The following is a 22,773-nucleotide window of genomic DNA, read 5'->3' as shown; positions in this document are numbered from 1 at the left end:
ACCTCCGGGTTTCTGTTGTTTGCTTCTGATTCCCAATTGATACTTAGCGACAAGCCACTATTCTCTCCAACCAAACGTGCTCACCCCTTGTCTGCACTAAGCTTACGCATATTAACCCGCTTGCATTTGAACGCTTTCCAATCCGATAAGAACCCTGTCAAAAACCCATAAATTAGTAAGGATTTTGTGTGACTCTTTTCACGCTTTTCCTCCTTCCTAGGCATTTCTAGGAATTTTTCCTAGCCGATCTAGGCAACCATCTCATGTGCCTCACAAAACCACTCTCTAGAATTCCGCTCAGTCAAAGGTAACAAGAGCGCATAACGGTCTCCGTTGTGTTTCTAAAACAATTACAAGAGAGTTCATCATGTTAAAATTCCTCGAACAGGTGCGGAAGCCGACCCTCGATCTTCCTGTCGAAGTTAGAAGAAAGATGTGGTTTAAACCGTTCATCCAATCTTACTTGGTCGTATTTATCGGCTACCTAACCATGTACTTGATTCGTAAGAACTTCAATGTCGCGCAAAACGACATGATCTCAACTTACGGTTTGAGCATGACAGACTTAGGTCTTATTGGCCTTGGCTTCTCCATCACATACGGCATCGGTAAAACCGTTGTGTCTTACTACGCTGACGGTAAGAACACCAAGCAATTCCTCCCTTTTATGCTGATCCTTTCTGGTCTTGCAATGCTTGGTTTCAGCTTCAGCATGGGCGGCGGTAGTGCAAGCCTGTTCTTGATGGTGGCTTTCTACGCTCTAAGTGGTTTCTTCCAAAGTACTGGTGGCCCTTCTAGTTACTCAACCATTACAAAATGGACACCTCGTAACAAACGCGGCTCTTACCTAGGCTTGTGGAACATGTCACACAACGTTGGTGGTGCTGGCGCAGCGGGTGTTGCTCTTTTCGGTGCTAACTACCTATTCGACGGCCACGTAATCGGCATGTTCGTGTTCCCTTCTATCATCGCGATCATCGTTGGCTTTATCGGTATGCGCTTTGGTAGCGACTCTCCAGAAGCTTACGGTCTAGGTAAAGTAGAAGAACTTTTCGATGAAGCAGTGAGTGAAGAAGACACCGCCGCTGAAGAAAACCAGATGACCAAAAAAGAAATCTTTGTTGAATACGTTCTTAAAAACAAAGTTATCTGGCTACTTTGCTTTGCCAACATCTTCCTTTACATCGTGCGTATTGGTATCGACCAATGGTCAACGGTATACGCGTACCAAGAACTTGGTCTGTCAAAAGAAACGGCAATCTCTGGTTTTACTCTGTTCGAAGTCGGTGCGCTTGTGGGTACTTTGATGTGGGGTTACTTATCTGACTTAGCAAACGGTCGCCGCGCATTGGTTGCTTGTGTATCTCTTGGTTTGATCATCGTATCGCTTGAGTTCTACCAACACGCCACTAGCGAGTTCATGTACTTAGCCTCTCTATTTGTATTGGGCTTCTTGGTGTTTGGTCCGCAACTTCTTATCGGTGTTGCCGCGGTTGGTTTTGTCCCTAAAAAAGCAATCAGTGTGGCTGACGGCGTAAAAGGTACATTCGCTTACCTAATCGGTGACAGCTTCGCGAAACTTGGTCTCGGTATGATTGCAGACGGTACACCTATCTTCGGCTTAACAGGTTGGAAAGGTACCTTCGCAGCCCTAGATACCTCCGCCATGATTTGTATTGTTTTGCTTGCTTTCGTCGCTATCGCGGAAGAGAAGAAGATTCGACACGCGAAGAAGCTTCAACTTGCACAAAACCAAGCCTAGCTTCTCTGCGCGCTTTACTTCGGTAAAGCGCGCAAGATCATTAAAAAGCATGGCTCAATTCAGTATCATTAAAGATTTTTCTATTAGCTCCTGTTGGAGCTTATTGTTGTTAGTCGTCTGCTCTATTTGGTTGTAATAATGATTCATGTTGCTCTAGTTGATGATCACGTCATCGTGCGTTCAGGTTTCGCACAATTATTAAATTTAGAAAGTGATATTACCGTTGTTGGTGAATTCGGCTCTGTCGCCGAAGCGCGAAAAGGCTTGCCTGCGGTACACCCTCATGTCGTCATCCTAGATATCTCCATGCCAGATGAAAGCGGCTTAAACTTTCTTAGCGAAATACCAACTGGCATTGCCTGCGTGATGCTTAGCGTGCATGACTCCCCTGCGATGGTGGAAAAATCACTAAAGCTAGGTGCAAAAGGCTATCTTAGTAAACGCTGTAGCCCAGACGAACTTATTCAAGCCGTGAGAACCAGTGCGTCTGGCGGCTGTTACCTCACATCAGATATTGCACTTAAACTTGCAACGCCTAGCGACAACACCACCTCTCTATGCCAACTGACAAAACGTGAAAACGAGGTATGTCAACTACTTGCCAATGGGTTGGATGTGAAGTCTGTCGCGGCTGAGCTTGGCTTGAGCCACAAGACTGTGCATGTTCATCGTGCTAATGCCATCGACAAACTCGGCGTGAAAAACAACGTTGAGCTCGCCAAACTATTTTCTCAAGAGTCCTTTTAATGCGAGCTTATGCTGTTACCACCATTTGCGGACTTTTTGTTATGGCCTGCGCCTGGTTCTGTTTGTGGGTGATCGCCTACTACTTTGTCAATGATCCCGAGCTGGCGATCTTATTGTTTCCTTTCGCTTTACGATTAGGTGTCGCCCTTCACACTCGCACCGCTTATTGGCCGACGATTTACCTTTCGGAGTGGGGACTTTCCATCGCACTTGCGATGTTACTGGGTCAACCGCAGTGGCTTACCGTGCTGATTGCGAGCATTGCCAGTATCCCGGTCACTCTGATTGCGAAAAAATACTACTACGGAGACCAAAACCGCCATTTAGCCGTGATGGGCATTGTGATCATCATTACCGCCTTCATCAACGTAATGGCGGTCGGATTTCACGTGCCTTCTGTTTACATGGTATGGCTGGCTAGCATTTCTGGAGGCTTGCTCGTGGTGCCTATGTGCTACCTGTTGTGGAGCTATTTGTTCCAAAGTCGTTGGTCTCCGCTTAGCTCTCTCCTACTTAGTAATGCCGTTGTATTTCAGGTACGTCATATCGTGCTTTATGCGCTGCTTTTGATCGGCAGTATTTTGGTGCAAACCAGCTTGCCTGAAGAGCTAAAACGATTTGCGCCATTTTGTATGGCGATTCCAATCATCGTGCTTGCTCTGCGTTACGGCTGGCAAGGTGCTCTGCTCGCCACCATGCTCAACAGCATAGCGCTGATTGCGGCTCGTAGCGGCGTATCGAATCTAGAAATCACCGATTTGTTATTATCTCTCTCGGCGCAAACCATTACTGGCATTATGCTCGGTTTAGGGGTTCAGAAACAAAAAGACCTCAATCACAAACTGCGCGGTGAACTTGCGCGCAATCAGAATTTGTCTCGCCAGCTTATCAAAGCTGAAGAGTCCGTAAGACGCGATATTGCGCGCGAACTGCATGACGAAATAGGACAGAACATCACGGCAATCCGCACACAAGCCAACATCATTAAACGAGTGAACAACGCAGAAACACGCGTTGGTTGCGCGGACATGATCGAAGGGCTTTCCCTCAACGTGTACGACACCACTAAGCGACTGTTAAGCAAGCTAAGACCAAAAATGCTGGATGATTTGGACTTAAAAGAATCCGTCGAGCAACTGACGCGAGAGATGGAATTCGCCAATCACGGAACAACTGTTCAACTGAACTGGCAAGGCGATTACACCAGCCTGAGTGACACACTCAAAGTAACCCTATTCCGTTTATGCCAAGAGTCATTAAATAACGCTGCCAAGTACGCAGAAGCGCAGTTGATCAATATTGAACTGACAATTGGAGAAGCTGCGGTGTCACTGATGATTCACGATGATGGTGTCGGATTCAAAGTTCAGGACAGCATGAAAGGCATGGGCGTTCGCGGCATGCAAGAACGTGTGCACGCGTTAGGTGGAAAAATGGTTATCTACTCCACCAGCGATCAAGTGACCGGCACACAAATCAGCATTACTTTACCTAAGGTGTAACTCAAGATGTTTGGATTTTTACGTTCACCTAAATTTACTCAACCGAGCCTGAGCAACGAGCAAATCGACCAGCGTTACCACCATTGGCGTTTGCACATTATGTTGGGGATGTACATCGGCTACGCAGGTTTCTACTTTACCCGTAAGACCTTTAACTACGCCGCACCAGCGATGATTACCGATCTTGGCTTAGATAAAGGTGATTTGGGTCTTATCGGTACGCTTTTCTACATTACTTACGGCTGTTCGAAGTTTATTTCTGGCACGATTTCGGATCGCTCTAATCCTCGTTATTTCATGGGATTAGGATTGATTGCGACAGGTCTGGTCAATATCGCGTTCGGTTTTTCTAGCTCACTCGCGGCTTTCATTACTCTGTGGATCTTAAACGCCTGGTTCCAAGGCTGGGGCTGGCCTTCATGCTCCAAGCTGTTAACCACTTGGTATTCACGCTCCGAGCGTGGCTTCTTATGGGCCATTTGGAACACCGCACACAACGTTGGTGGCGCGCTGATCCCTATTTTGGTGGGCTATTTAACGTTGCACTACAGCTGGCGTGAAGGCTTTATTCTACCCGGCATCATCGGCGTATTACTCGGTCTATTCGTTTGTTGGCGATTGCGCGACAAACCCACAACAATGGGTTTACCAAGTGTCGGCCAATGGCGCAACGACGCACTAGAACTTGCGCAGGAAAATTACGGACGTGGCCTCACCTACCGAGAAATTCTGAAATCGTACGTATTTAACAACAAATACATCTGGCTGCTCGCGTTCAGTTATGTGTTGGTTTACATCGTCCGAACCGCAATCAACGACTGGGGAAACCTTTACTTAACAGAGCAGCATCACTACAGCCTGATTAACGCCAACGCTGCCCTTTCTATGTTTGAAATCGGCGGTTTTGTTGGTTCATTGGTTGCGGGTTGGGGCTCAGACAAACTCTTTGGCGGTAACCGTGGGCCAATGAACTTGCTGTTCGCGATTGGGATTTTCTTATCTGTCTCCGCGCTTTGGCTAATGCCTCTGACCAACTTTGCATTCCAAGCAGCGGGATTGTTCTCCATCGGCTTCTTTGTCTTTGGGCCACAAATGCTGATCGGTATGGCGGCGGCGGAGTGCTCTCACAAAGATTCTGCCGGCGCGGCAACAGGATTCGTGGGCTTGTTCGCCTACATGGGCGCAGCATTGTCTGGCTATCCGCTGGCGTTAATTCTTGAAGAGTATCATTGGACGGGTTTCTTCATCACCATTTCAGTTTGTGCAGCCGTCATTGGCCTTTTGTTGCTGCCATTTTTGCAAGCGCAGCCATCACGAAAACCACTCGAACCAAAGCCTCGGTTGTAAATCGACTTATCGCCCTTCGGGCAAATTGGCGAGTGACCTAACCGCGCTCGCCCTCCTTATTTAACGTATCTCTGCTCAATTTTTCTTCCGATTCAGTTCGGAGGGTTAACTATGGGAAAAATTCATGAATTTGAACACTATTTCATCGCATAGCTTCTTTCAAATGAACAACAAAATCCAAAACTACGCTTGGGGAAGCACCTCTTCTATTCACGATTTGTTTGGCTTTTCTAACGAAACGAATGAGCCTCAAGCAGAAGTATGGATGGGTACTCACCCAAACGGCTGCTCTGAAGTTCAGGTTGAGCAAAACACGCTGCCTTTGTCTGAACTGATCAAACAAAACCAACCCGCTTACTTATCAGCAGAAACCGCAGCGAAATTTGGCGACCTGCCCTTTCTGTTTAAGATCTTAGCGGCCGAACATGCACTGTCGATTCAAGTTCACCCAAGCAAACAAGATGCCAAAATAGGCTTCGAAAAAGAACAAAGTGCCGGGATCCCACTAAACGCAAGCCATCGTAACTACAAGGATCCAAACCACAAACCTGAGTTGGTGTACGCGCTGACAAGTTACCAAGCCATGAACGGTTTTCGCTCGTATGCCGAGATTATTGAGGCATTTAGCCTTTGCGATATCGATGAGCTACGCGCGCCTCTTGACACATTCAAACGCGAAATCAACTCACAAGGTTTACGCGATTTCTTTGTGCACATTCTTACCATGGAAGGAGAAACAAAAGAGCGAGCACTGAAACAGCTTCTTGCCCACGCTTCACGTCAATCGGAGCAAGGCACTGACAGCGACGTTTTCCAGCTCATCTTGGATCTATCCACTCAATACCCTGGCGATGTCGGCTTGTTTGCGCCATTACTGTTGAATGTCATCACGCTGCAACCTGGCGAAGCGATGTTCCTGAGCGCAAGAACGCCACACGCTTACATTAAAGGTACGGGATTAGAGATCATGGCGAACTCAGATAACGTTTTGCGTGCAGGACTCACGCCGAAACACATGGATGTTGAAGAACTGGTTAAATGCACAGACTTTGTGCCTAAGCCGTTTAACAGCCTTGTTCTAGAACCCAATGCCGATGGTTGCCAAAGCCTTTATCCGGTCCCAGTGGCAGACTTTAGTTTCAGCATTCTTAACCAACCGAACAATGAAGTGGTTGATGCCAATAGCGCAGAGATTTTGATGGCGATTGATGCCGACCTGACACTCATCAGTGATAACGGTGAGACGTTAACCGCCGCGAAGGGACAATCTGTATTTGTTCCTGCTTACGTTGGCCATTACCGTATTCAAAGTGCGGGACGTGTGGCTCGCGCCTTCAACTAGTTTTTGAACAACCGATTCAAACTAACGTCTGACCCAAGGGACTGGGTTAGACAATTTATTCCTTTCATAGATTGAACCATTCCGCTCTTAAGGCACTCATGCTTACACCTTGTCGAATCAAAACACCTACAGGCCAGTTTCTCTAAAAGCCATAACCTCCCGGATCTACCATTTACTCAACATTCATTGTCAAAACCCATTTATGTCCGATAAATTCGTCGCTCCAATATCAAATCACTTGGATAATAAAGGCGCTTGCACAGTGGTATTTGTTGCAAAACGTATAATCAACGTTGTAATCAAAGCCTCAATCACTACAATCTCTGGTTCGATTTTTCAGTTAACGTTTGTATGCCGAAGTTAAACCAAGATAACCCTGTTCAAAGCTCCGCCCTTTCCGATATCGAAACCAGCAGTAAGATTCAATCGGCATTAGAACCGAAGTTTCACAAGCCAGAGAAACGTCTCTGCTTAAGCCCTGGCCTATCGGATAAGCATTTGGCGCGCCGTTGGCAAGTATTGGAACACGTGACCAATAAAGATCATCTCCTTGATCCTTTCACGCAGTCACACCGCGATGCTTACTCCAACAACATCGAGCACTTCATTGGTACTGTTAATGTGCCGGTCGGCATTGCAGGCCCTTTGCGCGTCAACGGCTTGTATGCGAACGATGACTTTTTGGTTCCGCTCGCAACGACAGAAGCCGCGTTAGTCGCTTCCTACAACCGTGGCGCAAATCTTATCACCGCCGCTGGTGGCGCGAGCGCATTGTTACTAAGTGAAGGGGTGAGCCGAACACCAGTATTCGCCTTTAATCACCTTGCTGACGCCGGCCAGTTCGTCAGTTGGGTTGTGACCCAGTTTGACGTATTTCGTCAAATTGCGGAATCCACCACCTCACATGGCAAACTCAAAGACATCAATGTAAATATCGAAGGAAACCATGTTTATTTGGTCTTTGAATACGTGACTGGTGACGCTTCCGGACAAAACATGGTGACCATCGCAACAAACGAAGTGTTCCATCATATTTTGGCGACCAGCCCAATCAAACCAACTCAAGCATTCTTGGATGGCAACTTATCAGGCGACAAAAAACCAAACGCACACACACTGCGCTCGGTACGCGGTAAGAAAGTATCCGCCGAAGTGACCATTCCTGCTGAGTTGGTGGAAAAATATCTGCATACGACGCCGGAGTCTATGGTTCAATTTGGCAAAATGACCACGGTGGGTGGTTTACTCAGCGGGACAATTGGCGTCAACGCGCATTACGCAAATGCCCTTGCCGCGCTTTACATTGCTTGTGGTCAAGATGCCGCTTGCGTTGCAGAGTCTGCCATTGGAATCACTCGTATGGATGTGGACGCTCAAGGCAACTTGTACGCGTGCGTGACCTTGCCAAACATCATGGTGGGAACGGTTGGCGGTGGTACTGGCCTTCCAACGCAAAAAGCATGTTTGGATATTTTGGGTTTGCACGGCAACGGCAATGCGAAAGCGTTAGCCGAAGTCGCAGCTTCGCTTTGTCTGGCTGGCGAACTCTCGATTGTGGGCGCATTTTGTGCCGATCACTTTTCTCGTGCTCACCATAAGCTTGCCCGAAAATAACCTTTGTTGCTTTGTACAAGAGAACATCCGTGTGGTTTTCTCTTGTGCAAACCAATGGACTTTATTTATTGGCTCAATAATTTCTTGAAACTAACTTAAGCCTTAACAAACATACCAATCTCTTGTTAACCGTACTTTAGCTGTCCCCCTTCTATATCCATTGCGATATCTCTGCTTGTTACTCTTCATTGGCCATATTTAATATCAGTATCTTAGAAAAAATAGCATCAAAAACTTCTAGCACTATAGTACCAAATTCATCGTTTGAGTTTTTTGTTCACCACTTATAGCTACTATACTCGCCTATGCAGCTGCTTGATTTTCATAAATTTACTAAACAGCTCAAAAGAGCTTAATAACTCCCGTTAAATGGACTTAAATCGTTACTTCGGGTAAGCGAGTTAACTATGAGACGTCAGAAGCTAAATAAAATCTCTGCTTGGGTACTAGGATTGGCTATCTTATTGCTGAGCCATGTGCCTAATGTATCAGCACAAATACAGCAATCCCCATCCGATCAAACCGTTGCGCGTTTTCTCTATCAAACCTCTTTTGGACCAACACCTGCGTTAATTAATGAGGTTAGGGAAAACGGGTTAGAGGATTGGATACAGAAACAAATCAACCTGCCAGCAACCTACCATCAACCACTTTATCAAACGCCTTTTTCTAAAGGCCTACAGTCAAACCGCGAAAATGCTTGGTATCAAATTGTTGTTACTGCTGAAGATCAGCTTAGGCAGCGAACGGCTTATGCATTGAGTCAGATCGTAGTCGTTTCTCGTTATGGCGGCGTTCTTTCCAGCAAACCTACAGGGTTAGTGAATTACTACGATCTGTTGGTTGAGCATGCGTTTGGCAACTACCGAGACCTGTTGTATGACGTTTCCATCCATCCAGTCATGGGGAGCTATTTGTCTATGCTCGGTAGTGCAAAAGAAAATAGTGCGACAGGAACGCTTCCCGATGAGAACTTTGCTCGAGAGTTAATGCAGTTATTCACTATCGGTTTGTATGAACTCAATTTAGATGGCAGTAAAAAGCTAAACCACGCAACAGGCAAACCTATCCCCACGTACAATCAAACTGATATTCAAGAGCTCGCGCGAGCATTAACTGGATGGAAAAATTCCGACATCGCATTCGTGAAACCGATGCGAGTTATCAGTCAACGGCACGACACCGGCGAGAAGCGATTTCTAGGGAACGTGATCCCATCGGGTCTAACCGCACAAGAAGAGCTTTCAAAAGTGATTGATATGTTGATGTCTCACCCAAATGTTGCTCCATTTGTTTCAAAGTTACTTATCCAACGTTTGGTCAGTTCAAATCCAAGCCCAGAGTACGTCGCGCGTGTTGCTACGATATTTAACAACAATGGGGAAGGAGAAAAAGGCGATCTAACCGCCGTTGTTCGAGCCATATTGCTCGACCCTGAAGCATTAGGGATGACGGATACCCCGCCTATAAAAGTGAAAGAACCGATACTGGTCCTGACTAATTTTCATCGAGCATCAGGTTTTACGGTTAAAGGATCACGTTACGAAGACGCAACAACGATGATGAACATCGCTAATCAAGGGCCGCTTCGTTCTCCTTCCGTGTTTAATTTTTACTCTCCAGACTATCAGCCGTCTAACGAGTTTACGGAGTCTGGTATTAACTCTCCAGAGTATGAACTTCTCAATTGGTCTGTTTATACCGATTTGGTCAACTATATGTTAACCAGCACTCGTAGAGGAGGTGGTGATTCCTACCACTTCGATCTTAACGAGTTTTATCTTCTTCTGGACGATCACCATGCCTTAGTCGAATTGGTTAACGAGCGTTTCTTTGCTGGAACGGCTTCTGCTGAATTGAAAGAGCTCATGCTCACCGCCCTGAATGATTATCGTGGGGATTATGTGCCAACAACAAAACTCGCTCTAGTGATATTTACCGCCATTTCTGGCGACGAATTCTATATTCAGGATTAGGAGTGAATTATGGATATTTCACGACGACATTTTATACAAAGCACGCTATCGATGGGCGCATTAGCCTCTCTTAGTCTGCCAGGTTACTCTCTCGCAGCGCCATCCAATGACTTTCGAGCATTAATATGTGTGTATTTAGCAGGCGGAAACGATGCATTCAACACCATACTGCCATTATCGGAGGCGCATTATCATCAATATTCCAAAGTCAGAGGGCCACTCTCTGTCGCCAAAGAAGACATACTCCCTATCAATTTGAGTGCTGTCGATAGCTCAAATCACCCAGTGAAGCTCGGCTTACACCCAAAGTTAAATGCGTTAACTTCCGTTTTCGAACAAGGCGATGCCAGCATCGTGCTCAATAGTGGCATTCTCAACCATCCCGTCACCAAACAAGCTATTGAGCAAGGTGAAGCATCACTTCCCGAGCAACTGTTTTCTCATAATTCTCAAACAGACGCTTGGTTACTTGGTGGAATGAGCGAGTCTAAAAATCTTGGTTGGGCTGGCAGAATGTTGGATGTATTAAACTCTGAATCAGAAATAACACCGCTATACAGTGTGCATGGCAACTCGCTTTGGTTACGGGCAATGGAACACCGCCAAACCGTCCTGAAAAAAGATCGCGCAGTTCAGCTTACCGCGATTGATAACCCTTTATACAAAGGTATCTATGATCGCCTTCTCTCTCATCAAACTGACAATCCATTTAATGGTCATTTTAATTTGATGGTTGATGAGTCGATGGTAATGAGCAGTGTACTGAGCGAGCAACTCAATCATATTGATGACGCGCCGCTGTTTACGTCATCGACGCTCGGCAAGCAGATGCAAACCGTGTACAAATTGATAGCAAGCCAAGATGTCCTGAAGCAGCAACGACAAGTCTTTTTCGTTAAACACTCTGGGTATGACCTGCACGATTCGCAATTGGCACGTCATCCAGTGTTACTTGAGGATCTCGCGACAAACCTTTTAGCAATGTATCGTGCGGTCGAACGGTTAGGGCTAAACAAGCAAGTCACCTCTTTCACTATGTCTGACTTCGGTCGACGGATGATGAGCAACGGAAATGGTACCGATCATGGCTGGGGTGGCCATCAACTATTAATTGGAGGCGCGGTAAATGGGAAACGACCTATCGGTACATGGCCGGAACTAATACTGGGCGGAAACGATGATTACTCTCAAGGCCGACTCATACCCAAAATTGCCGCTGATCAAGTTGGTTCAACACTAGCACAGTGGATGGGCGTGAGTGATAACGCTGCACTGGAATACGTGTTCCCGAACATCCGTAATTTTACCCATTCAAACCTGGGTTTTATGTCGTAAGATATTTTACAGGTAGCTGTAGAACACATCATCAAATAAGGGAGCCTCGCGCTCCCTTACTCATCTTATGTTTGCAAAGTGTCCGTTACACCTCGTCGCGACGGCGTTCGTTACACAGCTTAATGGCACGCTCAAGTAATTCTAGCGCGGATTGCTCACATTCAGGCAGAACCGCATCACTTTCACCAATTGGCGTTACGCGGTCACCCCATTTCAATACTGCCGCACCCCATGTCAAACCTGCACCAAACGCAGCAAGAAGCATGTTATCACCTGGGTTAACTCGACCTTGCTCTACCGCTTCACACAATGCAATTGGCACCGTCGCAGCTGAAGTATTGCCATAGTTTTGAATGTTAACAAACGCTTTGTCGTGTGGAATTCCAGACAGGTCGCACAAGGTTTGAATAATACGAATATTCGCTTGATGCGGAATCACAACATCGATTTGTTCCGTCGTTAACTGTGATGCTTTCAGTACGGTTTTCGCAGCTAGCCCCATACCTTTTACCGCACGTTTGAAAATTTCTTGTCCTACAAAGTTGAAATCCCAGTAACCGTTGTCTTCCGCAAAGCGATCCATACAAGTACCAAACTTTGGTACGGACAGAATATCGCGGCCTTTTGCGTCACAACCGATTTGAGACTGTAGTAAACCCGTTTCTTTTTCCGTTCTTGATAACACAACGGCGCCCGCACCATCACCAAATAGAACAGCGGTATCTCGCATTGCCCAATCGATGTAGAATGACAATCTTTCCGCACCAATAATGATCGCGTTACGATAGTTACCTGATTGAATCAAACGTGTGCCCGTTTCTAGGCCATAGACAAATCCCGTACATGCGGCATTTAAGTCAAAGGCAGCGGCTGCACGAATACCTAGGTTCTGCTGTACCTTAGACGCGATATTTGGAATCAATGAATCTGGTGAACAAGTCGCCACAATGATTAAATCCACGTCTGTTGCATCGACGCCTGCTCGAGCTAATGCATGTTTAGCAGCAACGGTCGCCATGTCTGACGTGTTTACATGACTAATACGGCGGTTTTCGATACCAGTGCGGGTACGAATCCACTCATCGGAAGTATCGAGGAAAGTGCTAAGATCATCGTTAGAGAGCACGGCTGGCGGAACACATTTCCCCCAACCTGTAATTTCAGCGTAGTAATTTGTCATCGCAGACCTATTTATTGTTGTATTTTAATAAAATTTCTTAGAACCTTAGGCTCAAATACAAACCTGCGCTGCGTTATTTCGGCAGGTTAAAAAATAAGTATACAAATAATGAGGCTGACTGGTAAGTCATGTTTTCATCAATACGTAATAAAGGAAGAAGTCATGTCATCGTTTAAAACTCGCTGCCCTTCGTGCGGCGGTCTAAATCGTGTCCCTAATGAGCGCGTTGCCGAATCTGCAACTTGCGGTAAATGTAAAAGTGCACTTTTAGACGGCTCGCCTATCGAAGGTACACAAGATAACTTTTCTGCTCTATTACAAAGTGATATGCCTGTTGTAGTAGATTTTTGGGCCCCATGGTGCAACCCGTGCGTTGGTTTTGCTCCTGTTTTCTCTGATGTTGCTCATGAGCAAGCCGGAACGGCTCGTTTTGTTAAGATTGATACCGAAGCTCAACAACAACTTGCGACGCAATTTGGTATTCGCAGTATTCCTACCATTATGGTTTTCAAGAATGGTCAACGCGTTGATATGATCAATGGTGCGTTACCTAAAACTCAATTCGATCAATGGTTAAATCAAGCACTTACTAAATAATCTTCCACGCCAACCTTGTTTGTAGGTTGGCGTTTTTATGCAACTTATCAACCTATCTAGTTAACAAATATTATTTATCGAAACGACTTAAATTTATCATTTTACTTGCCTAACTATTAGCCTCATATTCGCGCCGAATAACCCTTAGATTTCATTTAACTTATAGGCGCAAAACAGTGGAAAACACAGTCGTTCCTGCAGCATCACCACGAGTTACAGTTCCAGTCGTCGCACTGTCTCTTTATGCGGTGGCTTCGGGCTATTTAATGAGCTTGATCCCTCTCATGCTCGGTGAATACAACATCTCAGCAGATTACGCGAGTTGGTTGGCGAGTGTGTTTTATGGCGGCTTATTAACCGGTGCTATTTTTATTGAACGTATCGTACGTCAAGTTGGTCACCGTAACGCGTTTATTGGTTGCTTGGCCGTATTTTCGCTAACTATCGTCACACTACCCGTGTTTGCTAACGGATTGATGTGGCTTGCCGCTCGCTTTATTGCGGGTATCGCGGTTGCTGGTGTTTTTGTCATTGTTGAGTCTTGGCTAATGTCTGGAGACGAAGCATCGCGTGCGAAACGTTTGAGCTTGTACATGCTATCGCTTTATGGTGGTTCAGCATTAGGCCAGTTTGGTATTGGCGTGCTTGGCGTAAGTGGCGGCGTTCCGTTTATTGCGATCACGACGTTGATCCTAATGGCGATGCTGGTGCTAATGTTCATTGAGTGTGAGCAGCCAAACAGCCATGAATCAACCGCTTTATCATTTAAGCAAATTGCCAAACTAAACCATGCAGCAATTATTGGTTGTGTTGTTTCAGGTTTGACCTTAGGCGCGATCTACGGATTAATGCCAGTTGAGTTAACTAACCGTAAAATTAGCCATCAAGACATTGGTACATTGATGGCGCTAGTGATTCTAGGTGGCATGCTAGTTCAACCAATGGTGACTGCGTTAAACAAATATATGAGCCGCACAGTGCTAATGGCGTTTTTCTGTATTTTGGGTATTTTTTCGATCGGTATGACCTTTATTTCCTCGTCAGCCGTGGTATTGGCTGCTGCATTATTCTTTTTAGGTGCAGCTACTTTTGCCTTGTACCCGATTGCAATCAACTTAGGTTGCGAAGGACTTGATGAACGCTTTATTGTCTCTGCGACACAAGTCATGCTGTTTAGCTACAGCATCGGCTCTGTTGCTGGTCCTGTTGTCGCTGATAAATTCATGGGCCAAGAACACGGCTTGCTAGGCTACTTGTTTGCCGCTTTGGTTGCGACTGGCGTATACATGCTACTTGCTGCGAGCAAAACCAAGCAGCGTATGGCCGCTGGCCTCTAACCACGCCGCTTCTACTCAACGAACTCAACGAAAACGAGGGCATGTTGCCCTCGTTTTTTTAATCTTCGCATTTTTGTTTAGATAAACGCTTGTGACGGTTTGACGCGTTCGCTGCAGGCTTTTCCGGTACCATTCGCTTTTCATGAAGCAAATGACGAACCGCCAAGATGGGATGTTTCAGTAACATTCTGGGGCCAGAGTAACGCATGACCAAACGCATTTGTTCTTTCGGCTCTGGTTTGTAGCAGTGAATCGGACATTTATTACACGTCGGTTTATTCTCTCCATAAGGACAGCGGTCGAGGCGCACTTCTGCGTATTCAAGCAGCTCACGACATTCTGAGCATAAGTCACGTTTTGTTCCATGATGGTCATGACAGTAAACCTCTACCATGGCTTTTACTGTCTTAAATTCAGTGGCGAGTTTGCCAAGTAAAATATCGCTCATGCGCTATCCAAAAATCACAACATCATTGTGTAAAGTTCTAACGTGCGGCCATTATCATATTGCTGCTCAACTCGTTCAAACTCAAAGCCCAGTTTTTTGAGCAAACTTATACTACGAATATTGTCATTGTTGGTGATGGCAACCAAATTATCGAGTTTCATTTCCTCTCTAGCGTATTCCAGCACTGCGGTTGCAGACTCCGTTCCGTAGCCGTAGCCATAAGCGGAAGGTAAAAATCCATATCCGAGATCATAGTGTTGTAATGTGTCACGTTTAACCAACCCACAAATCCCGATGGGTTGCCCATCTTCTTTCTTCTCTACAACGAGTAAACTCACGCCTTTAATTTGTTGCATGCGTAGCATGTTTTCTTTTATGTAACGCGCCGCTTCATATTCGGTACGAATTTGTTTGTCTCCGACAAAACGGTAGAAGTCTGGGTGGTTATAAAGTTCTAGTATAAATGGTGCATCATCTACACTCACAAGACGCAGTATCAAACGTTCGGTGTACAGTGTTTTCATTTGGGCTCCATTAAAACTCGATAGATGATTGGACATAGGAACGTACTTGAATTTTGCGACCGATACCGGCGCTTATTTAGTTGTAACTTGATAAAAAAGTAACTATCCTGCCTCGCTAAATTAAAGGACCACCACCATGAACCGCAAGAAGAAAATCAATCAGATCTTGAAAGCGAAGCAGAAGAAGCATAACGCTAAGCTACATAAGAGCAATAAGCCGCGTTATATCTCCAAAGCTGAACGCGCGAAAATGGAAGCTGAAGAGCAAAACCAAGCTTCAGAACACACGGAAAACGTTGTAGACACAGCGCAGACAGATCAAGCCTAAAAGAAAAGCCGCTTCAAGCGGCTTTTTTGATATTCGGAGATAGTTAGCTTTAGTATTCGACACTGTAGTTCAGTGTGAATGTGCGACCTCTTCCTTTGTAGTCGTACGCTGCTGCATCGTAGTGTGCTGCATAAAGAATCTGCGCACGTTGTCCCCAAGCGGTTGTGTAGTCTTCGTCAAATAGGTTTTGAATACCAAAACCTAACTGCCCGATAGGTAGTGTTACGTTACCAAGAAGATCAAACGTAGTGTATCCATCTAGTTTATTGTTTGCGTCATCTTCGTAATCAAACATCGTCTGGCTTTGTAGACGTAGTGAATAGCCATCCTGATAGTAAGCCGCCCACGCGTTCGCTTTTGATGTACTTGCTTTACCCGCGCTTAGATCTTCCCACTTACCGTTGGTTTTCAGCTCAGAAACCACATAGTGACCTGATGCACCTAACAAAATATCACGGTTTACCCAGTAGTTAATGTTTGCTTCGGCACCGTATACACGTTGCTCGTCATCAACATTGGTGATTAGGAGCGTCTTCTTGTCATACTTGATTGAGTTATCCGACACCGAGTAGTAACCCGCCGCTTGCAGTGCGACAGTATCCGTATCTAATCGGTAACCAATTTCATAGCTGTCCGTTTTGATGCCCGACATTTTTGAGTCAGATACATTAATGCTATTGTTCAACGCGTAGTGACCATTTGCATCCGCGGCATCGTAGCTACCTTGGCCGTAGTACTTTGCAGGATCAGCGAGTTCGAAACCTTGAGAGAAGTTCGCCCAAAGCTGAGATTCATCGTTAAGCTGATAAATAGTGCCCAAATTAAATAAGCTCACAGAGTAGTCAGTGCTGCCACCTGGTACCGCATCCGCTGATACACCATTACCCGATGCGATCTTCTTTTGTATACTATAGGCAACAAAATCATCAATCTTATTGTCCATGTATTGGTAGCGGTAGCCTGCTTGTACTGACCAATCTTGATTGATTTGGTAATCCCCTTGGACAAACATTGCGTAAGACGCCACATCAACATCTGGGTAACGCCCCACTTCGGCATAGGTTCGATTAATTAAGTTCCCAGAGCTGTTCGCAATGGTTGGATCGAACAGAGCCTGGTTACTTTCAAAACGGTCTAAGTACGCATCGACACCATAAACAAGTTTGAATGACTCCCAGCTTTTAGCTAACGCTAAGCGCCCAGCAAAAACTTCTGTTTTTTGTTGAGAGGCACTTTGGTAATAAGGAGTAAAGGTTTGGTCTTCACTACGGTAAGATAACTCGCCTATCAGTTGATGACCGAATACGCTGTCGTGAGCGTAGTTCGCACTTAAGAGAACTCGCTCTGTACCATGTTCACGGTCGGAATCGAACCCCTCTCGTACATCAACAAATTTATTGTTAACAATGTACAAACCGTATGGCGAATCTTGCTGGCTGTCATAGTATTGTGCGACAAGGTTTAACTTGCTGGCATCGGAGATTTGAATCTCGGTCGATCCCATAACATCGAGCGTTGAATTATACTGCAAAGAGCCCTGTGAAATGTCTGGGGTGACAATGTCGCCATTTGCAAATGCACCTTGTGTCTCGGTGTACACAACCGAACCTCTAGCGGTAATTCGCTCATTACCACCCGAGATAGACTGAGCGAGTTTGTAATCAAAGTCATCGCTGCTATTAAAACCTGTAGTGCCACTCACGTAGGATTCAAACGACAAGTCATCCGAGTACGCTTTCTTGGTGATAATGTTAATAACACCACCAGTAGCGCCTGCCCCATAAATGGAGGTTGCACCAGATAGTACTTCAATTCGCTCGATGTTGAATGGGTCTATTGCGTCTAACTGACGACTAATCGGGCGAGAAGACTGTAACGAGACACCATCAATCATTACCAACATTGCTCTACCGCGAAGGTTCTGACCATAGTTAGTTCGACCACCGGTGCCGACGTCTAAAGAAGGGATGGTTGCAGAAAGAATATCACCCAGTGTCTTCCCCGCACGATATTGCTGAGCAATCTCTTCTTGGCCAACAAACCAAACCGTTCCTGGAATATCGGAGATCGATTTCGGCATCACACTGCCTACAACAACCAATTGCTCATCGCTCGGAGTCGATGTTTGTTGAAGATTTTCTGCTGCTATTGAGCTAACTGCGTATCCACTGCTCATCGCAAGTACGATGAGATTGAAAGAAAACGTCCTTTTCATCATTGTATTTATCTTTTTGTTGTCAACAAGAGCATGCAATGATACTTATTCTCACTCTCAAATCGAGCACTGTTACACAAGTTAAATAAATGTTAATTAAGAACCTTCTTGCTCATAAGCTGTCGATTTTCCTCTAAACGAGGACAATCTGCACAAAGCTTTCTGCCTTCACACTTATAGACTAAACAACAACTTTTTCTTACTAACTTTAGCGGCTGATCAGATTCCGTCTCATGAAGTGAGCGGCTATTATCAACATCCAAACCCATTGCGCTTAGCCACAAGACCGCATGCTCCTGAAGTGTCGAGTTAGTCATTTGCGGAAAGCGCTGTTGGAGACGAATTAAACAAGCCATGATTCCGTCCGACATCAATTGATGGGTGAAGCCAGGACGAATGCGTGTCCATTGACTCATCTCCTTTTGATAGAAGTCGAACAGTTCTCGGATTTGACGCCCCGCCTCTTTTATCAACGCCTCTGGCTCGCCATGTATATGCGCTTCGTCGGCGAATCGGTACCCAGAAACAAAACAAGGTTTGAGGTGCTGCGCTATCTCGCGAATGTTTGGCAACGTGTGGTAACCGTAAATAGAGATGAATGCGACATAAACTGGCTGCCAACAAAGTAAATCCCACGTTCTTGTCAACCAATATGCTTTTCCCGCTTCCGGATGAGCCTCCGAGATTTGCTGGTAAAGGCCTTGGATGATCGGGTTGATATCATTTTCGATATGGATAGCTTCTTGCCCTATCTCGCCGATATCACCGTGTAGGTAAGGTGTAATCTCACTCGAAGTTTGAAACAGTTGCGGGAAAAATTGCTCAGACATGATGGCTTATTGTTGGTGTAGTCATTCTGACACCTTTATACCCAAGCACCAATCGCAATGCAAACTATTATCCTTTGCGTTTTCATAACAAAGAAGCACTCTTAGGGTTAGTTATGAATGTATTTCCGAGTTCTGTGAAGCTGTAAGGTCTGGTTACGTATGCGATGAATAGCAACAAACTCTTAAACCTCTTCGCATTTAACGCTCACATGATCGCAAAAATACACAGCATAAAAACACCCTGATAAAACTGTGTTAACAGTTTCCCTGTGTAGCGTGAGTTATTGCCAATAATTGAATATTGCTGTTTCTTATCCAGCGGATTGTGAACAACATGAAGTATTTTCTTTCTGAATATCGAGACAATACAAAGAGGTAATTTGGCTATGTAGCCCTCTGTTTTGAATAAGGAAATCCACATGTTGTATCTTGAGTTTCTATTTTTGCTCGTGATGCTGTATATCGGCTCACGTTATGGTGGTATAGGCCTTGGGGTCGTATCCGGAATTGGCTTGGTGATTGAAGTATTCATCTTTAAGATGCCGCCAACCTCTCCTCCTGTCACCGTCATGTTGATCATTTTAGCGGTGGTAACATGTGCTTCCATTCTTGAAGCCGCTGGCGGTTTGAAATACATGCTGCAAGTTGCCGAGCGTGTGCTTCGTAAGAACCCAAAACGCGTCACCCTTATTGCTCCGTTCGTGACTTACTTTATGACCTTCCTACTTGGTACAGGTCACGCGGTTTACTCTATCATGCCAATCATTGGCGACGTTGCGCTTAAAAACGGCATTCGTCCAGAGCGTCCTATGGCTGCCGCTTCTGTCGCCTCTCAAATCGCAATCACAGCCTCGCCAATTTCAGCAGCAGTGGTTTACTACTTGGCGCAACTCTCCGACATTCAACACGAGATCACTCTGCTCTCAATTCTGCTCGTTACCGTACCTGCAACGCTATTCGGTACGTTGTTGATGTCACTTTACAGCCTAAAGCGTGGTAAAGAGCTAGACGACGATGAAGAATACCAAGAGCGTTTGAAAGATCCTGTGTGGAGAGAAAAAATCCTCAACACAACTGCAACGTCTCTTGATGAAGTACTACCAACAAGTGCTCGTAACTCTGTATTGCTGTTCATTGCTTCTATCTTGGTTATCGTCGTTATCGCGATGTGGCCAGACATTCGTACCATCGTAGATGGCTCGAAGCCAATCAGCATGGCAGTTGTGATTCAAATGATGATGCTCTGCTTCGGCGGTATCATTTTGCTTGCGACCAAAACTGACCCGCGTGACGTACCAAATGGGGTGGTATTTAAATCTGGTATGGTGGCGGCGATTGCTATCTTCGGTATTGCATGGATGTCAGATACCTACTTCCAGTACGCTATGCCTCAATTTAAATCTGGCATCGTAGAGATGGTAACCAACTATCCTTGGACATTCGCGCTTGCGTTATTCATTGTGTCGGTTGTGGTGAACTCTCAAGCTGCAACGGCTCGCATGATGCTGCCTGTTGGTCTCGGCTTAGGTTTGGAACCTGCGCTGCTTATCGGCTTGATGCCAGCGGTATACGGCTACTTCTTTATTCCCAACTACCCTTCAGATATCGCGACTGTGAACTTCGATACATCGGGCACAACTAAGATTGGTAAGTGGTACTTCAACCATTCATTCATGTCTGTGGGCTTAATCGGCGTGATTGGTGCGTGTTGCTTGGGTTACTTGCTAGGGCAAATGATCATTCCTTCGTAACTAGCCAAATCAACGATAAATTAGAGGCGAGTCATTGTACGTTTTCGTACAGCCTGAGTGACTCGCCTTTCTTTATTGCACTATTAACTACAGCAAGAAATCGTCATCAATCGCGACAAAATTGTCGGCACAATCAATCAGAGTTTGAGATGTAAGTTTAGGTACACCATAAACGGTCACCGTTTTATTGAAGCGCTGCTGAATTCTCTCTACTAGCAGACTAAAGTCTCCATCTCCCGAAACTAGAATCACTTCCTCAACTTCGGGAGCAATTTCAATTGCATCGAGAGTAATACCCACATCCCAATCGCCTTTCGAGCTACCATCACGACGCTGGATGTAGGGTTTAAGCATCACCTCAAAGCCAACACCACGAAGAATATGGTGGAACTGACGTTGCTTGGGATCATTGCTCGCAATAGCATAAGCACGAGCACTTACCACCTCTTTCCCTTGTGTGGCAACATACCAAAACTGGTTGTAATCAAAATTGCTTCGATACGCTTCGCGACAGGTGTAATACACATTCTGTACATCAACCAAAATAGCGATTTTTTGTTTGCTTTCCGAACTCATCTATTTCTACGCTCAATTTATTTGCTGCCTACCCTATGCCAGTTTTGGAAAAAGCACAATGAGCCAATTCCACTAAACTTAACGTATAAAAAGTTATTTGGGTTTCTAGGGGAACTGTCATGGGCGGAAAGTTACTAGTGATACTACTTTCTTGTATCTTGTCATCGACAGCATTTGGTTATCCAGCGCACTCCAAATACTGGCCACATAGAAGTGTGCTCTACTTTGCGCCGGAAAATGATGAATACGTCAAACAATTCTTGCTAGAAACACTTATGAATGAGTGTGAGTTGGAAGACAGAGATGTCGTCACACTGGTCATTACAGAGCAAGGGTATACCTTTCCTGCTTGGCTTAAAGAAGAGTTCGACTTAAAAATGCTAGCTCGTCTTTATGAGGTCGAAAAAGGATCTCACACCGCTATTTTGCTTGGTAAAGATGGTCTAGAAAAGCACCGCTGGGGCGCAGAAACAGACTGGCCGTTTATCAACAACCTCATTGATCAAATGCCTATGCGTAAGCAAGAAATGCAGAGGCAGCAAAGCCCCTGTAAAATATAGTCACTTCTGGGCAATGTTACTTTGCGAACCAATCCAACTTGTTGTGAAGTTGAGTCACGCTACCAACCACAATCAATGCTGGGCTCACGGCTTGCTCTGCCATGATCGATAGCTCGTTCAACTTTCCTTGGAACACGCGCTGCTCTGGGCGCGTACCGTTTTCAATAATGGCGCATGACATCTCAGGATCTAACCCATGAGTGATCAGCTTATCCATAATATGGCCGCTTTGCTTCAAACCCATGTAGAATACAAGCGTGTTATTAGACTGAGCTAGTGAATGCCACTCAATTTCACGACCATCTTTTTGTACATGACCAGTGATAAATTGAACGCTTTGTGCATGGTCGCGGTGTGTTAATGGAATACCAGCATAAGCCGTTGCACCCGCTGCTGCTGTGATACCCGGAACCACTTCGTATTTGATGCCAAATTCGGCTAGCTCTTCTAGCTCTTCACCACCACGGCCAAAGATAAATGAGTCCCCACCTTTTAGGCGCACAACGCGCTTACCTTCTTGCGCTTTTTGCACCAAGATTTGGTTGATTTGATCTTGAGGCACACAGTGAAAATCGAGTTTTTTCCCAACATAAATCATCTCTGCTGATGCATGAGCCAACTCAAGAATCTCTTTTGATACCAATCGGTCGTACACAACAACTTCAGCCGCTTGAATGGCTTTTAAGCCTTTTACTGTGAGCAAATCAGGATCACCAGGACCTGCACCAACAAGAGAAACAAAGCCGCTGTTTAAAGATGAGTTAACAGTTGTCATATCAACGCCTATCGAAAATTTGGACAT

General features: G+C 45.5%; 20 protein-coding genes. 13 read left to right on the top strand and 7 right to left on the bottom strand.

From position 1 onward, the window contains the following. The first annotated feature begins 367 nt into the window (after nt 1-367). The 8 genes from uhpT to R7P67_RS04225 all read left to right on the top strand — a co-directional run bounded on the left by uhpT (nt 368) and on the right by R7P67_RS04225 (nt 11,625). Nucleotides 368-1,762 carry a hexose-6-phosphate:phosphate antiporter gene (gene uhpT, locus R7P67_RS04260; protein ID WP_021707729.1) on the top strand — a complete coding sequence of 465 codons (1,395 nt, stop codon included), beginning with the start codon at nt 368-370 and terminating at the stop codon, nt 1,760-1,762. A gap of 138 nt (nt 1,763-1,900) precedes the next feature. Beyond that, nucleotides 1,901-2,509 (top strand): transcriptional regulator UhpA, encoded by a 609-nt coding sequence (uhpA, locus tag R7P67_RS04255; RefSeq protein WP_005388005.1) that lies wholly within the window; start codon nt 1,901-1,903, stop codon nt 2,507-2,509. Continuing rightward, nucleotides 2,509-4,011 carry a signal transduction histidine-protein kinase/phosphatase UhpB gene (uhpB, locus tag R7P67_RS04250; RefSeq protein ID WP_065275326.1) on the top strand — a complete coding sequence of 501 codons (1,503 nt, stop codon included), beginning with the start codon at nt 2,509-2,511 and terminating at the stop codon, nt 4,009-4,011. The genes uhpA and uhpB overlap by 1 nt, the downstream gene beginning before the upstream one ends. Before the next feature lie 6 nt (nt 4,012-4,017). Next, the gene (locus tag R7P67_RS04245; RefSeq protein ID WP_005376086.1) at nt 4,018-5,358 is read left to right on the top strand and encodes an MFS transporter; all 1,341 of its coding nucleotides are present in this window, start codon (nt 4,018-4,020) and stop codon (nt 5,356-5,358) included. 124 nt (nt 5,359-5,482) lie between these two features. Continuing rightward, nucleotides 5,483-6,700: a mannose-6-phosphate isomerase, class I gene (gene manA / locus R7P67_RS04240; protein WP_171344603.1), complete on the top strand. Its 1,218-nt coding sequence runs from the start codon at nt 5,483-5,485 to the stop codon at nt 6,698-6,700. Nucleotides 6,701-7,051: 351 nt separating this feature from the next. Next, nucleotides 7,052-8,314, top strand: a complete 1,263-nt coding sequence (locus tag R7P67_RS04235) for a hydroxymethylglutaryl-CoA reductase (protein WP_161441634.1) — start codon at nt 7,052-7,054, stop codon at nt 8,312-8,314. Nucleotides 8,315-8,721: 407 nt separating this feature from the next. Next, nucleotides 8,722-10,290 carry a DUF1800 family protein gene (locus R7P67_RS04230; RefSeq protein WP_262653692.1) on the top strand — a complete coding sequence of 523 codons (1,569 nt, stop codon included), beginning with the start codon at nt 8,722-8,724 and terminating at the stop codon, nt 10,288-10,290. Between the two features lie 9 nt (nt 10,291-10,299). Next, nucleotides 10,300-11,625: a DUF1501 domain-containing protein gene (locus R7P67_RS04225; protein ID WP_238844381.1), complete on the top strand. Its 1,326-nt coding sequence runs from the start codon at nt 10,300-10,302 to the stop codon at nt 11,623-11,625. Between the two features lie 85 nt (nt 11,626-11,710). Here the strand turns inward: R7P67_RS04225 and R7P67_RS04220 are convergent, their stop codons facing one another. Continuing rightward, nucleotides 11,711-12,805: a ketoacyl-ACP synthase III gene (locus tag R7P67_RS04220; RefSeq protein WP_005387993.1), complete on the bottom strand. Its 1,095-nt coding sequence runs from the start codon at nt 12,803-12,805 to the stop codon at nt 11,711-11,713. Nucleotides 12,806-12,967: 162 nt separating this feature from the next. On the opposite strand from R7P67_RS04220, the gene trxC reads away from it, so the two are divergent. After that, a complete protein-coding gene (gene trxC, locus R7P67_RS04215; RefSeq protein WP_005387991.1) occupies nt 12,968-13,402 on the top strand; it encodes a thioredoxin TrxC in 435 nt (144 codons plus the stop codon). A 176-nt stretch (nt 13,403-13,578) separates the two neighbouring features. After that, nucleotides 13,579-14,739, top strand: a complete 1,161-nt coding sequence (locus R7P67_RS04210; RefSeq protein ID WP_033907039.1) for an MFS transporter — start codon at nt 13,579-13,581, stop codon at nt 14,737-14,739. A gap of 58 nt (nt 14,740-14,797) precedes the next feature. On the opposite strand, the gene R7P67_RS04205 is transcribed toward R7P67_RS04210, so the two are convergent. Both R7P67_RS04205 and R7P67_RS04200 read right to left on the bottom strand, forming a co-directional pair. After that, entirely contained in the window at nt 14,798-15,187 is a 390-nt protein-coding gene (locus R7P67_RS04205) for a nitrous oxide-stimulated promoter family protein (RefSeq protein WP_262596163.1), read from the bottom strand. 14 nt (nt 15,188-15,201) lie between these two features. Next, nucleotides 15,202-15,711: a GNAT family N-acetyltransferase gene (locus R7P67_RS04200; RefSeq protein WP_005387984.1), complete on the bottom strand. Its 510-nt coding sequence runs from the start codon at nt 15,709-15,711 to the stop codon at nt 15,202-15,204. A gap of 136 nt (nt 15,712-15,847) precedes the next feature. On the opposite strand from R7P67_RS04200, the gene R7P67_RS04195 reads away from it, so the two are divergent. Further along, nucleotides 15,848-16,039: a DUF2986 domain-containing protein gene (locus R7P67_RS04195; RefSeq protein WP_005376066.1), complete on the top strand. Its 192-nt coding sequence runs from the start codon at nt 15,848-15,850 to the stop codon at nt 16,037-16,039. 49 nt (nt 16,040-16,088) lie between these two features. On the opposite strand, the gene R7P67_RS04190 is transcribed toward R7P67_RS04195, so the two are convergent. Together R7P67_RS04190 and R7P67_RS04185 are read right to left on the bottom strand one after the other, a co-directional pair. Beyond that, nucleotides 16,089-18,257, bottom strand: a complete 2,169-nt coding sequence (locus R7P67_RS04190; protein WP_262653695.1) for a TonB-dependent receptor — start codon at nt 18,255-18,257, stop codon at nt 16,089-16,091. Nucleotides 18,258-18,346: 89 nt separating this feature from the next. After that, complete coding sequence (locus R7P67_RS04185; protein ID WP_005387980.1) at nt 18,347-19,084, bottom strand: siderophore ferric iron reductase; 738 nt, start codon at nt 19,082-19,084, stop codon at nt 18,347-18,349. A 419-nt stretch (nt 19,085-19,503) separates the two neighbouring features. Here R7P67_RS04185 and R7P67_RS04180 point away from each other — a divergent pair, with 419 nt between their 5' ends. After that, entirely contained in the window at nt 19,504-20,835 is a 1,332-nt protein-coding gene (locus R7P67_RS04180) for an anaerobic C4-dicarboxylate transporter (RefSeq protein ID WP_005376060.1), read from the top strand. 87 nt (nt 20,836-20,922) lie between these two features. On the opposite strand, the gene R7P67_RS04175 is transcribed toward R7P67_RS04180, so the two are convergent. Then, entirely contained in the window at nt 20,923-21,411 is a 489-nt protein-coding gene (locus R7P67_RS04175; RefSeq protein WP_005387978.1) for an NYN domain-containing protein, read from the bottom strand. Between the two features lie 119 nt (nt 21,412-21,530). Here R7P67_RS04175 and R7P67_RS04170 point away from each other — a divergent pair, with 119 nt between their 5' ends. After that, nucleotides 21,531-21,971 carry a DUF4174 domain-containing protein gene (locus tag R7P67_RS04170; protein ID WP_005376058.1) on the top strand — a complete coding sequence of 147 codons (441 nt, stop codon included), beginning with the start codon at nt 21,531-21,533 and terminating at the stop codon, nt 21,969-21,971. Nucleotides 21,972-21,987: 16 nt separating this feature from the next. Here R7P67_RS04170 and cobA read toward each other — a convergent pair whose 3' ends face one another. Then, nucleotides 21,988-22,746, bottom strand: a complete 759-nt coding sequence (gene cobA, locus R7P67_RS04165; RefSeq protein WP_025767740.1) for a uroporphyrinogen-III C-methyltransferase — start codon at nt 22,744-22,746, stop codon at nt 21,988-21,990. Between the last annotated feature and the right edge of the window lie 27 nt (nt 22,747-22,773).

Source organism: Vibrio sp. Vb0937 (assembly GCF_033338855.1).
Note: the sequence above shows the minus strand (reverse complement) of the source record. Positions and strands in the feature narration are given on the sequence as shown.

Coding starts and splice junctions, on each gene's coding strand:
- trxC (WP_005387991.1), top strand. CDS start 12,968: ATGTCATCGTTTAAAACTCGCTGCCCTTCGTGCGGCGGTCTAAATCGT.
- R7P67_RS04235 (WP_161441634.1), top strand. CDS start 7,052: ATGCCGAAGTTAAACCAAGATAACCCTGTTCAAAGCTCCGCCCTTTCC.
- R7P67_RS04180 (WP_005376060.1), top strand. CDS start 19,504: ATGTTGTATCTTGAGTTTCTATTTTTGCTCGTGATGCTGTATATCGGC.
- R7P67_RS04220 (WP_005387993.1), bottom strand. CDS start 12,805: ATGACAAATTACTACGCTGAAATTACAGGTTGGGGGAAATGTGTTCCG.
- R7P67_RS04205 (WP_262596163.1), bottom strand. CDS start 15,187: ATGAGCGATATTTTACTTGGCAAACTCGCCACTGAATTTAAGACAGTA.
- manA (WP_171344603.1), top strand. CDS start 5,483: ATGAATTTGAACACTATTTCATCGCATAGCTTCTTTCAAATGAACAAC.
- R7P67_RS04185 (WP_005387980.1), bottom strand. CDS start 19,084: ATGTCTGAGCAATTTTTCCCGCAACTGTTTCAAACTTCGAGTGAGATT.
- R7P67_RS04245 (WP_005376086.1), top strand. CDS start 4,018: ATGTTTGGATTTTTACGTTCACCTAAATTTACTCAACCGAGCCTGAGC.
- R7P67_RS04195 (WP_005376066.1), top strand. CDS start 15,848: ATGAACCGCAAGAAGAAAATCAATCAGATCTTGAAAGCGAAGCAGAAG.
- uhpA (WP_005388005.1), top strand. CDS start 1,901: ATGATTCATGTTGCTCTAGTTGATGATCACGTCATCGTGCGTTCAGGT.
- cobA (WP_025767740.1), bottom strand. CDS start 22,746: ATGACAACTGTTAACTCATCTTTAAACAGCGGCTTTGTTTCTCTTGTT.
- R7P67_RS04190 (WP_262653695.1), bottom strand. CDS start 18,257: ATGATGAAAAGGACGTTTTCTTTCAATCTCATCGTACTTGCGATGAGC.
- uhpT (WP_021707729.1), top strand. CDS start 368: ATGTTAAAATTCCTCGAACAGGTGCGGAAGCCGACCCTCGATCTTCCT.
- R7P67_RS04200 (WP_005387984.1), bottom strand. CDS start 15,711: ATGAAAACACTGTACACCGAACGTTTGATACTGCGTCTTGTGAGTGTA.
- R7P67_RS04170 (WP_005376058.1), top strand. CDS start 21,531: ATGGGCGGAAAGTTACTAGTGATACTACTTTCTTGTATCTTGTCATCG.
- R7P67_RS04175 (WP_005387978.1), bottom strand. CDS start 21,411: ATGAGTTCGGAAAGCAAACAAAAAATCGCTATTTTGGTTGATGTACAG.
- R7P67_RS04225 (WP_238844381.1), top strand. CDS start 10,300: ATGGATATTTCACGACGACATTTTATACAAAGCACGCTATCGATGGGC.
- uhpB (WP_065275326.1), top strand. CDS start 2,509: ATGCGAGCTTATGCTGTTACCACCATTTGCGGACTTTTTGTTATGGCC.
- R7P67_RS04230 (WP_262653692.1), top strand. CDS start 8,722: ATGAGACGTCAGAAGCTAAATAAAATCTCTGCTTGGGTACTAGGATTG.